At 73.0% G+C, this 14770-nt stretch carries 17 protein-coding genes; 7 read left to right on the top strand and 10 right to left on the bottom strand.

The window, feature by feature from the left end:
• Positions 1-14: 14 nt before the first annotated feature.
• Positions 15-746 (bottom strand): TetR/AcrR family transcriptional regulator, encoded by a 732-nt coding sequence (locus ACZ4SF_RS34200; protein ID WP_468392295.1) that lies wholly within the window; start codon positions 744-746, stop codon positions 15-17.
• 124 nt (positions 747-870) lie between these two features.
• Between ACZ4SF_RS34200 and ACZ4SF_RS34195 the strand changes: the two genes are divergently transcribed.
• Positions 871-2409 carry an APC family permease gene (locus ACZ4SF_RS34195; protein WP_468392294.1) on the top strand — a complete coding sequence of 513 codons (1539 nt, stop codon included), beginning with the start codon at positions 871-873 and terminating at the stop codon, positions 2407-2409.
• Between the two features lie 18 nt (positions 2410-2427).
• Positions 2428-4053 carry an amidohydrolase gene (locus ACZ4SF_RS34190; protein WP_468392293.1) on the top strand — a complete coding sequence of 542 codons (1626 nt, stop codon included), beginning with the start codon at positions 2428-2430 and terminating at the stop codon, positions 4051-4053.
• Positions 4054-4077: 24 nt separating this feature from the next.
• On the opposite strand, the gene ACZ4SF_RS34185 is transcribed toward ACZ4SF_RS34190, so the two are convergent.
• Both ACZ4SF_RS34185 and ACZ4SF_RS34180 read right to left on the bottom strand, forming a co-directional pair.
• Positions 4078-4923, bottom strand: coding sequence for a hypothetical protein (locus ACZ4SF_RS34185; RefSeq protein WP_468392292.1), 846 nt, complete (start codon positions 4921-4923; stop codon positions 4078-4080).
• Between the two features lie 60 nt (positions 4924-4983).
• Entirely contained in the window at positions 4984-5952 is a 969-nt protein-coding gene (locus tag ACZ4SF_RS34180) for a GlxA family transcriptional regulator (protein ID WP_468392291.1), read from the bottom strand.
• 71 nt (positions 5953-6023) lie between these two features.
• Here ACZ4SF_RS34180 and ACZ4SF_RS34175 point away from each other — a divergent pair, with 71 nt between their 5' ends.
• The 3 genes from ACZ4SF_RS34175 (at position 6024) to ACZ4SF_RS34165 (ending at position 8262) form a co-directional block, all read left to right on the top strand.
• Positions 6024-6974, top strand: coding sequence for an NADP-dependent oxidoreductase (locus tag ACZ4SF_RS34175; RefSeq protein ID WP_468392290.1), 951 nt, complete (start codon positions 6024-6026; stop codon positions 6972-6974).
• A 134-nt stretch (positions 6975-7108) separates the two neighbouring features.
• Positions 7109-7489, top strand: coding sequence for an anti-sigma factor antagonist (locus ACZ4SF_RS34170; RefSeq protein ID WP_468392289.1), 381 nt, complete (start codon positions 7109-7111; stop codon positions 7487-7489).
• 122 nt (positions 7490-7611) lie between these two features.
• Positions 7612-8262: a DUF4230 domain-containing protein gene (locus ACZ4SF_RS34165; protein WP_468392288.1), complete on the top strand. Its 651-nt coding sequence runs from the start codon at positions 7612-7614 to the stop codon at positions 8260-8262.
• Positions 8263-8272: 10 nt separating this feature from the next.
• Here the strand turns inward: ACZ4SF_RS34165 and ACZ4SF_RS34160 are convergent, their stop codons facing one another.
• The 6 genes from ACZ4SF_RS34160 to ACZ4SF_RS34135 form a co-directional block, all read right to left on the bottom strand.
• On the bottom strand, positions 8273-10039 hold the full coding sequence (locus ACZ4SF_RS34160; protein ID WP_468392287.1) for a complex I subunit 5 family protein: 1767 nt from the start codon (positions 10037-10039) through the stop codon (positions 8273-8275).
• A complete protein-coding gene (locus tag ACZ4SF_RS34155) occupies positions 10039-10386 on the bottom strand; it encodes a sodium:proton antiporter (RefSeq protein WP_468392286.1) in 348 nt (115 codons plus the stop codon). Before ACZ4SF_RS34155 ends, ACZ4SF_RS34160 begins: the two co-directional genes overlap by 1 nt.
• A gap of 37 nt (positions 10387-10423) precedes the next feature.
• Positions 10424-11161, bottom strand: a complete 738-nt coding sequence (locus ACZ4SF_RS34150; RefSeq protein ID WP_468392284.1) for an MnhB domain-containing protein — start codon at positions 11159-11161, stop codon at positions 10424-10426.
• On the bottom strand, positions 11158-11418 hold the full coding sequence (locus ACZ4SF_RS34145) for a Na(+)/H(+) antiporter subunit B (RefSeq protein ID WP_468392282.1): 261 nt from the start codon (positions 11416-11418) through the stop codon (positions 11158-11160). Before ACZ4SF_RS34145 ends, ACZ4SF_RS34150 begins: the two co-directional genes overlap by 4 nt.
• 63 nt (positions 11419-11481) lie before the next feature.
• Positions 11482-11934, bottom strand: coding sequence for an MrpF/PhaF family protein (locus ACZ4SF_RS34140; RefSeq protein ID WP_468392280.1), 453 nt, complete (start codon positions 11932-11934; stop codon positions 11482-11484).
• Entirely contained in the window at positions 11931-12125 is a 195-nt protein-coding gene (locus ACZ4SF_RS34135; protein ID WP_468392278.1) for a hypothetical protein, read from the bottom strand. The genes ACZ4SF_RS34140 and ACZ4SF_RS34135 overlap by 4 nt, the downstream gene beginning before the upstream one ends.
• 241 nt (positions 12126-12366) lie before the next feature.
• Here ACZ4SF_RS34135 and ACZ4SF_RS34130 point away from each other — a divergent pair, with 241 nt between their 5' ends.
• Both ACZ4SF_RS34130 and ACZ4SF_RS34125 read left to right on the top strand, forming a co-directional pair.
• On the top strand, positions 12367-12987 hold the full coding sequence (locus ACZ4SF_RS34130; protein ID WP_468392276.1) for a VanZ family protein: 621 nt from the start codon (positions 12367-12369) through the stop codon (positions 12985-12987).
• Positions 12988-13085: 98 nt separating this feature from the next.
• The gene (locus tag ACZ4SF_RS34125) at positions 13086-14321 is read left to right on the top strand and encodes an RICIN domain-containing protein (protein ID WP_468392275.1); all 1236 of its coding nucleotides are present in this window, start codon (positions 13086-13088) and stop codon (positions 14319-14321) included.
• Positions 14322-14330: 9 nt separating this feature from the next.
• Here the strand turns inward: ACZ4SF_RS34125 and ACZ4SF_RS34120 are convergent, their stop codons facing one another.
• Entirely contained in the window at positions 14331-14576 is a 246-nt protein-coding gene (locus ACZ4SF_RS34120; protein ID WP_468392273.1) for a hypothetical protein, read from the bottom strand.
• Between the last annotated feature and the right edge of the window lie 194 nt (positions 14577-14770).

The following is a 14770-nucleotide window of genomic DNA, read 5'->3' as shown; positions in this document are numbered from 1 at the left end:
AGTGATCGTCCCGTTCAGTGTGGCCGGGGGTCCCCCGTCCGCGCACGGAGTCGCCCGAGGTGTGTCCGGGCCGCGGTGAGGAACAGATCCAGCGCGGCCGGGTAGGAACTGGTGCGCATGGTGGTCACGAGGTGGCCGGCGGTTGCCGCGATGTGCGGGTGGCTCGCGGCGGGCAGCCGGCCGTAGGTGGTCCGCCACACCTCCGTCTCGGCCTCCCGGGCGGCCCGGGGCAGGGCGATGCCCGCGGAGTCCAGGGCGCCGAAGGCGAGGGCCTGGTCCACGAACACGTGGTAGATCCGCACCGCCTCCGGGTCCGGGAACCCGGCCCGGCGCAGCACGCCGAGGATGCTCTCCACGGCCCGGATCTCCTGCGCGCGCCCGGTGACACGGTGCGCGGCGAGCGTTGCCGCCCGGGGGTGCGCGAGCGCGCCGGCGTGCATGCGCAGGCCCAGGTCGCGCAGGTCGGCCACCCAGTCGCCGGTCGGCTGCCAGGTGCGCAGGGTGCGGCCGATCAGCTCGTCGGCGACGGCGAGCATCAGGTCGTCGGTGTGCCGGAAGTACCGGTAGAGGGAGCTGGGGTCGGCGCCGAGGGCACGGCCGAGGCGGCGCACGGAGAGGGCGTCGGCGCCGTGCTCCTCGATCAGCCGCAGTGCGGTCTCCACGATCAGCTCCTCGGACAGCACGACGCCCTGTTTCGTGGGCCGGCGGCGCTGCCGGGCGGCGGGCGGGACGACTCGTTCCGACATGGGGCCTCCCTGGGACGTGCCCGGCACCTTATGACAACATCGTTGACCTGTTAAGCGCCCCGGCAGTTTCATGTCCCGTCACCGGGGCCGACGTGGGCCCCCGCGGTGCGAGCGGAGAGCCGGTATGAGCGACCAACCTCTCGGAGTGGATCCCCCGTCCGGCAAGCTCCCGGCCTCGTGCGAGCACGGACCTGCGGGGCCCGGGCTGCGCAGGTCCCTGGGCGTGGTGGACGGTGTTGCCGTCGCCGCGTCGAGTACGGCGGCGACCACCAGCATCGGTATCGGGCTCGGGGTGACCGCCGCGGTGGTCGGCCCGCACCTGCCGGCGATCATGCTGCTGGCGTTCCTGCCGGTGCTGGGCATCGCCGGGGCCTACTCCCGGCTCAACCGGGTGGAGCCGAACGCGGGCAACGGCTACGTGTGGGTGGGCCGTTCGCTGAGTCCCTGGCTCGGCTTCATGGTCGGCTGGGTGAACTTCGTGGCGAGCGTGGCGTTCCTCGCGTACACCACGGCGGTCACGGGTTCGGCGCTGCTGCAGCTGGCCGGGCAGGCGGGCCTGCACCGGATCGGCTCGCTGGGCCTGGACCCGGACTCGACCGCGCAGACGACCGCGGTGGGGATCGTCGTCCTGGCCGGGGTCACCCTGACCGCGGTGACGGGTGTCCGCACGGCGGCCCGGCTGCAGACCTGGCTGCTGGTGTTCGAGTACGTGGTACTGCTCGGCTTCTGCGGCTACGGCATCGTCACCGGACCGCGCTCCTTCAGCGTCTCCTGGTTCGACCCGTTCGCGATCCCCTCGGCGACGGCACTCGCGCAGGGCCTGCTGCTGTCGGTGTTCTGCTACTGGGGCTTCGAGGCGGCTTTCACCGTCAACGAGGAGGTGCGGGACCCCGGGGACGCCTCACGAGCCGGAACCATCACCCTGGTGACGATGCTCGGGCTGTTCCTGCTGGGCTCGGTCGCCTTCCAACGCGTGCTGTCTGCGCAGGAGTTGGCCGGGCACGGCGCGCAGGGGCTGGCGTACTACGGGGACCGGCTGGCCGGCCGGCCGCTGGCCGCGCTGCCGCTGGTGGCGCTGATGTTCTCGGCGGTGGCCTCGCTCCAGGCCGGGGTCATCCCGGCGGCGCGCGGCATGTTCGCGATGAGCCGGGACCGTACCCTCGGACCGGTGTGGTCCAGGGTCAGCGTCCGGTACGGGACGCCGGCGGCCGGGACGCTGCTGATCGGGGTGCTGGCCGTGGCGGTGGCGGCGGGCGCGCTGGTGATCCCGCGGCTCGCCGACATGATCGACGCGGTCGTGAACGCCGTCGGCATCGTCGTCGCCCTGTCCTACGCGCTCACCGCGCTCGCGGCCGCCGTGCGCTTCCGGTCCCTGCTGCGGGAGGACTGGCGGCAGGGCGTCCGGGCGGTGGTGCTGCCCGCGCTCAGCGCGCTGGCCCTGCTCGGCCTCGGCGGCTACCTCGGCTGGTCCTTCCTCGACTCGGCCGACCATCTGGAACTGCGTGCGGACAACGGCTGGTTCCTGCTGCTCATGCCGGTCGCGATGATCGCGTCCGGACTCGTGGCGGCCGCGTGGGCCAAGTGGGTGCGCAGATCACCGTACTTCCGCACCGGCGCGGGCACCGACGCCGACTCCCCCGAGCTGCTCCCCACCACCAATTGATCCGTCAGGAAAGGCATCATGCGTACTGATCTGCTGTTCATCGGCGGCCCCGTCCTCACCCCCGAGGGCCGTGGCGCGACCGCCGTCGCCGTCACCGGGGACCGTGTCACCGCGGTCGGCGGGGACGAACTGCGCGACCTCGCCGGGCCGCGTACCACGGTGGTGGATCTCGCCGGACGGCTGCTGCTGCCCGGCTTCCAGGACGCGCACGTCCATCCGGTGCCGGCCGGGCTGGAGCTGGCCCAGTGCGACCTCTCGGACCGCACCACGGCCGAGGAGAGCGTGGCCGCCGTACGGGCGTACGCCGAGGCCCATCCGGAGCGGGAGTGGATCCTGGGCGGCGGCTGGTCCATGGAGGCGTTCGCGGGCGGTACGCCGACGAAGGAGCTGCTGGACTCGGTCGTCCCGGACCGGCCGGTGTACCTGCCCAACCGGGACCACCACGGCGCCTGGGTGAACAGTCGGGCGCTGGAGCTGGCCGGCGTCGACCGGAACACGCCGGACCCGGCCGACGGGCGGATCGAGCGGGACGCGTCCGGGGCGCCCGGCGGCACGCTCCAGGAAGGGGCGATGCAGCTGGTCGGCCGGCTCACCCCGCCCGCCACGGCGGCCGACCGGCTGGCCGCACTGCTGCACGCCCAGCGGCATCTGCACGCGCTCGGCATCACCGCCTGGCAGGACGCGCTGGTCGGCGACTTCCTCGGCATGGACGACCCGGCCGAGGCGTATCTCACCGCCGCCCGGGACGGTTCGCTCACCGCGCGGGTGGTGGGCGCCCTGTGGTGGGACCGGGAGCGCGGGGCCGAGCAGATCCCCGAACTCGTGGAGAGGCGGGCCGCGTCCAGTCACGGCAGGTTCCGGGCGGGCACGGTGAAGCTGATGCTGGACGGTGTCGCCGAGAACCACACGGCCGCGCTGCTCGACCCGTATCTGGACCGGTGCGGCTGCGCCACCGCCAACCGCGGCAAGAGCTTCATCGACCCGGCGCAACTCCCCCGGTACGTCACCGAGTTGGATGCGCTGGGCTTCCAGTGCCACTTCCATGCGCTGGGTGACCGGGCGGTGCGGGACGCGCTGGACGCGATCGAGGCGGCCCGGGCCGCGAACGGGCCGAGCGACACCCGGCCGCATCTCGCGCACCTCCAGGTCGTGCACCCGCGGGACGTGGCCCGGTTCGCCCGGCTCGGCGCCACCGCCAACATCCAGCCGCTGTGGGCAGCGCACGAGCCGCAGATGGACGAGCTGACGATCCCGTTCCTCGGGCCTGAGCGGGCCGCCCGGCAGTACCCGTTCGGGGCACTGCTGCGGTCCGGGGCGCGGCTCGCGGCGGGCAGCGACTGGCCGGTGAGCAGCCCCGACCCGCTTCAGGGCATCCATGTCGCGGTCAACCGGGTCGAGCCGGGCGGCACCGGTCCGGTGTTCCTGCCGCAGGAGCGGCTGAGCCTCGCGGACGCACTGACGGCGTACACGGCCGGGTCGGCGTACGTGAACCATCTGGACGACGGCGGCCGGATCGCCGTGGGGGCGCTCGCCGACCTGGTGGTGCTGGACCGTGACCCGTTCGCCGGACCGCCGGAGGCGATCGCGGAGACCCGGGTGGCGCTCACGTACGTGGGGGGTGAGCGGGTGTACGCCGCCGGATGATGCCGGGGCGGTGCCCCGCAGCGGTCAGTCGCAGCCGGCGCCCTGTTCGACCAGCGGCCAGGCCTCCACCCCGTCGGCGGTGCGGGCGTAGAGGGTCGTCTTGGTGTCCGTCAGCCACAGCCGCCGGCCGTGGCGGTGGTAACCGGTGTCGTGGGCGTCGGCGGGCATGCGGACCCGCCCTCGGTACGGCGCCCGCAGCAGGCCGTCCCGGGCGAGGACGCCCTGCGGGTCGCGGGCGTACCTGCGGCCGTCGAGGTGCAGGAAGGAGGCGGACTGCCAGCCGCAGTGCTCCCCGCCGGGCGAGCTGCTGAGCCTGCTCACGGGAACCCTTCTGCCCTCCCGGTCCGTCCAGATCTCCCAGTCGGTGGTGGCCGTGAAGCTCTCGGGGAGTTCGGCCGGGTCGCAGGAGGCGTTCGTCTCCGGGCCCCAGCCGGGCCGGTCCCGCTGGTCCCTGGCCACCACTACCGCCACCTTGGTCCGGCCGCCGACGTCGTAGGAGTACAGCACCCGGTCCTGCTCCGTGCGTTCCGCGCGGTAGCCGTGGCGGGGCACCTCCGGCTTGACCATGTCGAAGTAGAAGGCCAGCCCTTCCTGCGGAGTGTCGCCGCCGTCGGAGCCGCTCCAGGCCTCGGGTCCGGAGCCCTCGAAGATCTCCCCATCGCACTCCAGCGCCCGGCCGGCCGCCCCGGAGGCCAGGCGGAGTGCCCGGGCACCGCTCTCGTCGAGGTTCTGGGTGGGTACGTCAAGCGGTCCGCTGTACGGGGCGGCCGGCGGGGTGCCCTTCACCACCAGGTCCGAGCGCGGTCCGTCGTCGCACCCCACCACCGTCACGGCCGTCAGTACCGCCATCGCCACGAGCCCTCTGCGCATTCCCGCCCCTGTTCTCCTGTGCCGCGTGCCGTCCTTCGACGCCGCACGGGGCCGGAACGTTCAGCGGGTCTGCTGGAACGTGCGCCGGTAGGCCTGCGGGGACACCCCGATCGCCGCGTGCAGGTGCTGGCGCAGCGAGGCGCCGGTGGCGAAGCCGACCTCGGCGGCGATGCGGTCAACGGGCAGGTCGCTGGCCTCCAGCAGATGCCGGGCGCGGGCCACGCGCTGCTGGATCAGCCAGCGGCCGGGGCTGAGTCCGACCTCGTCGTGGAAGCGGCGGGCGAAGGTGCGCAGGCTCATCCGGGCGTGCCCGGCGAGGTCCGCCAGGGCGAGGGGCTCGTCCAGGCGCTCCAGGGCCCAGGCGCGGGTGGCGGCGGTGCTCGCGGCACCGCTCTCGGGCACCGGCTGCTCGATGTACTGAGCCTGGCCGCCGTCCCGGAACGGCGGCACGACACAGCGGCGGGCGACGGCGTTGGCCAGTTCGCTGCCGTGGTCGGTGCGGACGATGTGCAGGCAGATGTCGACACCGGAGGCCGCCCCGGCCGAGGTCAGGACGCGGCCGTCGTCGACGAAGAGGACGTCCGGGTCGAGGTCCACCCGGGGGAACCGGCGGCGGAACAGGTCGACCACCTGCCAGTGCGTGGTCGCGCGGCGGCCGTCGAGCAGGCCGGCCTCGGCGAGGACGAAGGCGGCGGTGCAGATGGAGACGATCCGCGCGTCGGGGCGGATGCGGGCGAGGGCGGCGGTGACCGCGTCGGGCAGCGCGTCCGGGATGTGGGTGGTCGGGACGGAGGTGACCACCACGGTGCCGGCCGTCTCCAGGATCTCCGGGCCGTGCGCCACGCCGATGGTGAAGTCGGAGTTGGTGCGCACCGGCCGGCCGTCGACCGTGCAGGTCATGACCTCGTAGTGGCCGTCCGCCGCGCCGAAGATGCGGCTGGGGATGCCCAGTTCGAAGGGGTAGACGCCGTCGAGGGCGAGGACGACCACCCGCTCCGGGGACCGGGTGCGCAGCTGCATGTCAGGCATGGCACGATCCTATCGAAGGTTGGCAATCGTGCCATTCCCTGGGCGCGCGAAGTCCGGCAGGCTGATTGACCATGAGCACTGTGAACACCATGCGAGCCATCAGCCAGGACACTCTCGGCGGCCCCGAGGTCCTGAAGGAAGTAGAGATCGAGCGGCCGGAGCCCGGCCCGAACGAGGTACTGGTCCGGGTGCGGGCCGCCGGCGTGAACCCCACCGACTGGAAGCACCGGGCCACCGGCGGGTTCCTGGGCGAGCCGCCGTTCGTCCTCGGCTGGGACGTCTCCGGCGAGGTCGCGGCGACCGGTATCGGCGTGGCCGCCTTCCGGCCCGGCGACGAGGTCTTCGGCATGCTGCCCTACCCCTTCGGCCACGGCTCGCACGCCGAGTACGTGATCGCGCCGGTCCGCGCCCTGGCCCACAAGCCGGCCTCCATCGACCACACCCAGGCGGGCGCCCTGCCGCTCGTCTCCCTGACCGCCTGGCAGGCACTGACCGAGCACGCGAAGGTCCACCCCGGGCAGCGCGTGCTGATCCACGCGGCGGCCGGCGGCGTCGGGCACGTGGCCGTGCAGATCGCCAAGGCGCGCGGCGCGTACGTGATCGGCACGGCGAGCGCCGGCAAGCACGACTTCCTGCGCGGGATCGGCGTGGACGAGCCGGTCGACTACCGGACCACCGATGTCACCGAGACGGTGCGGGACGTCGACGTCGTCCTGGACACACTCGGCGAGGAGACGTCCGTGGAGTCCCTGCGGATGCTGCGGCCGGGCGGTGTCGTCGTGTCGATCCTGCCCGTGGGCTCGGCGGACTTCTACGAGGAGGCCGAGCGGCTGGGCGTGCGCGCCGTGCGGATGCTGGTGGACGCCGACCGGTCCGGGATGGAGGCGGTCGCGGAACTGGCGGAGTCCGGCAAGCTGAAGGCGACGATCGCCGGGACCTTCCCGCTCGCGGACGCCGCGAAGGCGCACGAACTGGGCGACACCGGCCGCACGACGGGCAAGCTGGTACTGCTGGCGGACTGAGCGAAGCCCCCGCGTGGGCGACACGCGCCAAACTCGAAGACATATGTCAATCGAACATGCTCAAATTCCTTCCATCGAGGGTAACTTGACGATCGGGAACCGACGTCCGGGTGCGGGTGGGAGGTGGTGCCGCGGTGCGACAGGAGCCCGTACCTCTCACCCGGCAGCTGGGCATGTACCCGTTCCGGGGTCACACGGTGCTGGAGTTCCGGGGCGAGATCGACATCCTCGCGGCGACCGAGATCGTCCCGCACCTGGACCGGGTCACCGGCGCGCCCGGTGCCCGGGTCGTCATCGATCTGCGGCCGGTGGAGTTCTTCGACTGCTCGGGGCTGCGGCTGCTCTACCGGGCCCGCGCCCGGGTGCTGGAGCACGGCGGGCAGCTGCACCTGGTGTGCACGCATCCGCTGACGCTGCGCGTGTTCCGGGTCACCGGGCTGGCCCGGCTGCTGCCCCCGCACCCGAGCCTGGACGCGGCCCTGGCCCGCTCCGAGGCCGCGTCCGGCTCGCTGTGAGACCGGCGCCGGCACCCGGGGACCGGGGGCGCGCGCGTACACCAGCGGTGTGATTCGGCCGGTGCACCGGTCTGGTACGGCCGCGCGCGGGCATCCGGTCAGCAGGAAGGAGGACCGTCGCGATGACGACTTCCGTCAGGCACCTGCCCGGCTGGGCCAAGGCCGTGGCCGCGCTGGTGCTGGTGCTCGCCGTACTGTTCGCCGGGATCCGGCTGGCCGTACTGCCGGGCATCAAGGACCTGTTCGGCACCGAGACCCACGACCGCTCCGGACCCGCACTCCTCAAGTCGGTCCAGGACATGAGCCGTTACAACGCCGCGTCCGGCAACTTCCAGGTGGTCGTGGACCTGGAGAAGGACGCGAAGTTCCTGCCGGACGCGATCCGCGGCACCCGCACCCTGTACGTCGGCGCGGGCACCGTGGACGCCTACGTCGACCTCGGACAGGTCGGGGAGAAGGACGTGACCGTCAGCGGTGACCGCGCGTCCGCCACGCTCCGGCTGCCGCACGCGCGGCTCGGCCGGCCGGCCCTCGACCCCGACCACTCCTACGCCGTGTCCAAGCAGCGCGGCCTGCTGGACCGGCTGGGCGACCTGTTCTCGGACAACCCCAACAGCGAGCAGGCCGTACAGCGGCTCGCCGTCCGGCACATCGGCGACGCGGCGCGCGGCAGCGGGCTGACCGCCCGGGCCGAGAGCAACACCACCGGCATGCTGCAGGGCCTGCTGCGCTCGCTCGGCTTCAAGGAGGTGCACATCTCGTACGGCACCTGACGGGTGCCGGTCAGCCGCCCAGCACCCCCGGCAGGGCCAGCGCCCCCAGCAGCGTGGCGCCCACGAGCAGCCAGGCCACGTAGTCGCCGACGTGCCCGGACTGCAGGCGCCTGAGGGGTGCGGCCCAGTCGGGTGCGGCCGTCCAGTGCGGGCGGGTCACGGCGAGGCCGGCGAGGGCCACGGCCAGTGCGGTGGAGGCCACGCCCAGCAGGGCGCCGTGGAGCGTCCAGTGCACCACGGCGTGGGCGCCGCCCGAGCCGGCCTCGTTGACGGAACGGGCCACCAGGGCCCCGAAGCCGGGGACCACCCCGACGGCGAGGGCGGCGGCGAGCAGCACCGCGGGCACGGTCGTCATGGTGTCCGGGATCCGGCTGAGCCGGCCGGAGGTCTCGGGCTCCTCGTCGGAGCCGCTGGTCTCGTACTCGGCGTCGTCCGGGCGCGGTCCGAGGCCCAGGAACACGCGCGCGGTGACCCGCAGCACGGCTCCGGCGGTGATCGCGGAGGCGGCCACGAACACCACGGTGAGCGGACCGCCCGCCGCCTCCTCGGTGACCGCCTTGCCGAGCGCGGTGCCGAACGGCGGGAGGCCCGCGAGGCCGAGGGCCCCGATGCCGAACATCACCGCGGTGGCGCGCAACTGCCGGGCCTGTCCGTGCAGCGCATGCTCGTCGACGCTGCCGAACCGGTCCAGGAGGACACCGGCGCAGGCGAACAGGGCGGCCTTCACCCCGGCGTGGCCGAGGATGTACAGGGCCACCCCGTCGTCGCCCTCGGGGGTGAGGAGGCCGAGGCCGACGAGGAACAGGCCGGTGTGGGCGACCGTGGAGTAGGCGAGGAGCCGTTTGATGTGCCGCTGGTACCAGCACATGACGGCGCCGACGGCCGCGGTGACGGCGCCGAGGGTCACCAGGGCCCGGGTGAGGTCGGCGGCCGGGATGCCGCCGGGTCCGGCGAACACGGTGCCGTAGACGCGCCAGACGCCGTAGGCGCCCAGCTCCACCATCACGCCGGAGAGCAGCATGCACACGGGGGTGGGCGCGACGGCGTGCGCGTCCGGGAGCCAGAAGTGGAAGGGTACGGCCGCGGCCTTCACCAGCAGCCCGGTCAGCACCAGCACGAAGGAGGCGAGCACCAGCGCGTCCGGCCCGCCCGGCCCGGCCGCGGTGTCGAGCCCGCGCCCGATCATCGCCATCGACAGTTCCCCGGTACGGGCGTACAGCAGGGCGATGCCCATCAGCATGGCGTAGGCGCCGAGGGAGTTGACGACACCGAAGGTCAGGGCGCCCTGTACGGCCTTGGCCTCGTCGATGCGGTAGCCGGTGAGCGCGTAGGCGGTGACGCTCATCAGCTCGAAGAACACGAACGCGTTGAACAGGTCTCCGGCGATGGCGAATCCGCACATGGCGCCCTGGAACACCAGCATGAGTGCGGTGAAGGAGCCGGTGCGGCCGTGCGGGGGCTGGGCGAAGTAGCGCCAGGAGTAGGCGAGTGCGGCGAGCGTCAGCAGGGAGACGAGCGCGGCCAGGCCGAGCGCCGGGCCGTCCCCGACCACGAGGATGCCCACGCTCTCGCCGTCGGCGGGCAGCCAGCCGCCGACCCATTCGACCATCGGCGGCGAGGAGTTGAGCAGCAGCACGACGGCGAGAGCGGCCGTGGTGCCGGAGACCGCGAAGCCGGTGATCTCGGCGGCGATCCGGGGCAGGTGGCGGCCGGTGGCCACCAGCAGGGCGGCGCCGAGCAGCGGGATCGCGACGAGCAGCGGGAGCAGGTGGTGCATCAGCCGCGCAGCTCCCGGAGTTCGTCGGGGTCGACCGTGCCGTGCCGTTTGGCGATCTGCAGGACGAGGGCGAGCAGCAGCGCGGTGACGGTGGCCCCGACGACGACGTCGGTGAGGGTGAGGGCCTGCACCACCGGGTCGACCACGGGCCGGGAGCCGGGCTCGATGTCGGAGAAGACGGGCGCGGTGGCGCCGTCGCGGTAGCCGACCGCCAGCAGCAGGACGTACGTGGCGCACTGGCAGACGGCGAGACAGCCGACGGCGTGGATGAGGTTCCGGCTGGTGGCGAGGCCGTAGCAGCCCGTCAGGAAGACGTAGGCGGCGACCAGGTACGCAAGGATGTGCATCGCGGTGTTCACCTCCCGTGTTCTTCTTCCTCGGTGTTCAACTCCCGTGCTCCTCCTCGATCTCGACGGCCTGGTCGAGGAAGTGGGCGAGCAGGACGACGACCGCGCCGGTCACCTCCATGCCGATGGCGGCGTTCAGCAGGGGGACGGTGCCGCCGGAGGACAGGGTGTTGAAGGTGCCGTACGGCAGCAGGGTGTTGGCCAGGAAGGCGGTGCCGGCCAGGAGTCCGGCGAGGCCCAGCACGAGGTAGGCCGAGACGGCGAGCGCGTCGGCGGTCTCGTAGACGCCGAGCGGGCGGACCTGTTCCAGGGCGCGGTAGTCGGCGCCGAGGTAGAGCAGGTGCAGGGCGGTCGCGGCGACGACTCCGCCCTGGAAGCCGCCGCCGGGGCTGAGCTGGCCGTGGGCGACGATGTACAGGCCGCTGACCAGGGCGACGGGCAGCACGGTCAGCGCGTAGCGGCGGACCGGCCGGGCCACCTCGGCGGGTTCGGGCCGGTCCCGGTGCTCGTCGCGGGTCTGGCGCAGGAGAACCACACAGCCGAGGACGGCGGCGAACAGGATGCTCATCTCGCCGAGGGTGTCGTAGGCGCGCTGGTCGAAGTTGACGGAGGCGATGGTGTTGGCGGTGTGCCGGTCCAGGGATGCCTGTACGGCACGGTCCCCGTACGGGTGCCACCGGCCCCCGAAGGCGGGCAGGTCGAGGCAGGCGGCGACCAGCAGGGCGGCCAGCCCCGCGCCGCCGAAGGCCAGCAGCCACAGCCGGAGCCGGTTCACCGCGCACCGTCCTTGGGCCGGCCCCGCCGCCGGACCTTGCGTACGCACAGCATGATCAGCAGCGGGGTGAGGGCCGAGCCGACGGCGAGCTGGGACAAGCCGACGTCCGGCGCCTGGAGCACGGTGAACAGGGCGGCCAGGACGATCCCGAGCACGGACAGCACGAGCGCCTGGCGTGCCGGATCACGCTGGGCCACGGCCGCGGTGGCGCAGCCGGCCACCAGCAGCAGGGCCACGACGATCAGCGCGTCGGACACCGTGCACCTCCCCGCAGCACGCCGGCCGCTGCATACCCGGCACCGGCCGGGACCGGCATCCCCTCAGCCACCGCGCACCCCACGGAACCCGCCCGCCAGCGCCCGCGAGGCGATCACGTTGCCGCCGATCAGCAGGGCCCCGGTCACCAGCAGCTTCACCATGGCCCGGCCCGGCCCGCCGGCCACGCACAGCGCGACCACGACGGCCGCACCGAGCCCGGCCGCCGTCCAGGTCAGTCCCCAGGCGCTCGGCCGCTCCTCCGCCAGGTCGTCGGAGAGCAGCCGGGCGAAGACGAGGGTGCCGACCGGTCCCAGCAGGGCCAGGAGCAGGGCGAGGTCGACGTAGGACGGGCGGGCGTAGCCCTGGGAGAGGAGCAGCAGGGCGGGGCAGACGGCCGAGGTCGTGAGGTTCTGGGCGATCACCCGGCGGCCCGGCGGCCCGGTGGTCACCCCCCACAGGGCGGCTGCGCCTCCCCCGCCCAGTTCGACGGTCGCCGCCAGGATCCAGCCGTTCACCGCCAGGTCACCGCCCGCCGGCCGGCCCGGGCCAGCAGGGCGCCCACGGCGGCACAGCTCGCGCCGACGATCCGCTCCAGGGTGTCGACCGTCGTGATGAGCACGAGCCACAGCAGCGCCAGCGCCGCCCACCAGGCCAGCAGTTCACCGAGGACGAGGAGGACCGCACGCGGGGCCGTACGTCGGGTCATCCAGCACCTCCTCGGTCCGCTGTGCCCATGTGTGCGGCGATGTGTCCGGTACGCCGCAGGGGCATCCAAGCACCGCCGGACCCGCGGCGGAGCTGCGGCACGCGGGCCCGGATCCGGAGTGCCCCGGGAGCGTGAACGGAAACCACTGGTGTGCGCCCGGCGCCGGCCGGGTGACTGCATCCCGGGCCGCACGGCGGGTAACCGGCTTCGTACGCCGCAAAGTTGACGACTGGAGGAACCGATGGCCCGTACCGCCCTGCGCCTGCCCGCGGTGCTGCGCACCGCCCGGAAGCGGCAAGGGGCCGGGGAGGCCCGCCCGAAGGCCGCTCCCCCGGCGCTGCGCGCGCCCTGGAAACGGCGACCGGCCGACGGGGACCGCCCGCCCGCCGTCCGGCACGTCTGGCCGCTTCCCGTGCGGCTGCTGGTGGTCCTGGCGGCCTTCGCGTTCATGGTGGCGTTCGCCGTCGTCCTGGCCCGGATCACCCTGCAGCCGTCCCCCGCGTCGGTGACCCTGACGCACAGCAATCTGCACCCGGGCCGCTCCTTGCAGGCCTATCTGGAACAGGCGTCGCTGCGCGACGCTCTCCGGCAGCTGGGCGGGAACGTACTGCTCGGCGTGCCGTTCGGGGTGCTGGTGCCGGTCCTCGCCCCGCGGGCCCGTGGGGTGCTCCAGGTGCTGGCGCTCACGGCGCTCGTGATGCTCATGGTGGAGCTGGTCCAGGGCGCGCTGGTCACCGGGCGGGCCTTCGACATCGACGACGTCATCCTCAACACCACCGGTTCACTGGTGGGTTGGCTGCTGCTGGGGCGGCGGCTCGGGCGCGGGGTGCACCGGCGGGTGCAGCGGTCGGAGGCCGAGTGATCGTCAGCATCCGGTCTATACCAGAGTATTGACGGCTCCTTATCTCATTCCTTAAATCAAGAGGCGCAACTCTCTCGCCCCCCACCGAACGGAGAGCCATGCCCTCCCCGCGCCTGCTCCGCAGATGTCTGTTCGCCGCCCTGTCCGCCGTACTGGTCGGCTCCGCCGCCGTCGGCCCGGCCCGCGCGGAGACCGCCGCACCGGCGGCAGCGGCCGTCGCCGGCTTCTCGGACACCTTCGACGGCCCCGCCGGCTCGGCGGTCGACGGGTCGAAGTGGACCCTGGAGACCGGCGACAACGTCAACAACCACGAGCGGCAGTACTACGCATCGGGAACGAAGAACGCGGCCCTGGACGGCCAGGGCCACCTGGTGATCACGGCCCGCAAGGAGAACCCGGCCGGGTACCAGTGCTGGTACGGCAGCTGCCAGTACACCTCGGCCCGGCTGAACACGGCCGGCCGGTTCCACGCCACCTACGGGCATGTCGAGGCCCGGATGAAGATCCCGCGCGGGCAGGGCATGTGGCCCGCGTTCTGGATGCTCGGCACGCCGGTCAACTGGCCGGACTCGGGCGAGATCGACATCATGGAGAACGTCGGCTTCGAGCCGTCGACCGTGCACGGCACCATCCACGGCCCCGGCTACTCCGGCTCGGGCGGCATAGGCGCCGCCTACAGCCTGCCGAACGGCCAGGCCTTCGCAGACGCCTTCCACACCTTCGCGATCGACTGGTCGCCCGGCTCGATCACCTGGTCCGTGGACGGGAACGTGTACGAGCGGCGCACACCCGCCGACCTGGGCGGAAAAACCTGGGTGTTCGACAACAAGCCGTTCTTCCTGATCCTGAACCTCGCGGTCGGCGGCTACTGGCCCGGCGACCCCGACAGCTCCACCCGGTTCCCGCAGCAGCTGGTGGTGGACTCCGTCTCGGTGACGACGAGCGACACCTCCGCCGGCATGCCCGTCCGGGGCCTCGCGGGCAAGTGCGTGGACGTGGCCGGCGCGAACCCGGCGAACGGCACCCCGGTCCAGCTCTACGACTGCAACGGCACCGGCGCGCAGGCGTGGAAGGCCGGCTCGGACGGCACGCTCCGGGCGCTCGGCAAGTGCCTGGACGTGACGAACAACGGCACGGCGGACGGCTCGGCCGTCCAGCTGTGGGACTGCACCGGCGGTCCCGGCCAGAAGTGGACCGTCACCGGGGCGCACGACATCGTCAACCCGCAGGCGAACAAGTGCCTCGACGTCACCGGCAACAACCCGGCCAACGGGACGCGGCTGCAGATCTGGACCTGCACGGGCGGCGCCAACCAGAAGTGGACGGTCGGCTGAGCCGCCGGCTCAGCGCAGTGTCCAGGTGTACTTGTCCCCGCCCACGAAGCGGACCACGTCCGGATCGTCCAGGTCGTGGATGGTGATGCCGTGGCTGGCTGCCTTCTCCAGCACATCCGTGACGGTCCTGGCCTCACCGACCACCTGACCGTCGATCTCCATGATCCGGAAGGGCGGCTCGCCGTGCCTGCCCGGGCACACACCGAGCACCATGATCCGCGGGTGGGAGATGTAGGGAGCTGCTTGTTCGGTCATGCAATCGAGGGTAGAACGCAACCCGCGCGGACGGGTCGTCCAGCTGAGCCGTCCAGCAGACCGAGGACCGCCGCCTCCACGGCTCCTTGCATGGCCGGACGCCCCGTTATCTTCTTTGCGGTCCTGCAAGAGGGCCGCTGGCCTCCGGGCCCGGCATGACTGTTGCCCCCTGTCGAACGGATGACCTGGGGGGT

The organism is Streptomyces sp. NPDC027663, from assembly GCF_055566415.1.
The sequence above is the reverse complement of the archived record's forward strand: the minus strand, read 5'-3'. Positions and strand labels throughout refer to the sequence as shown.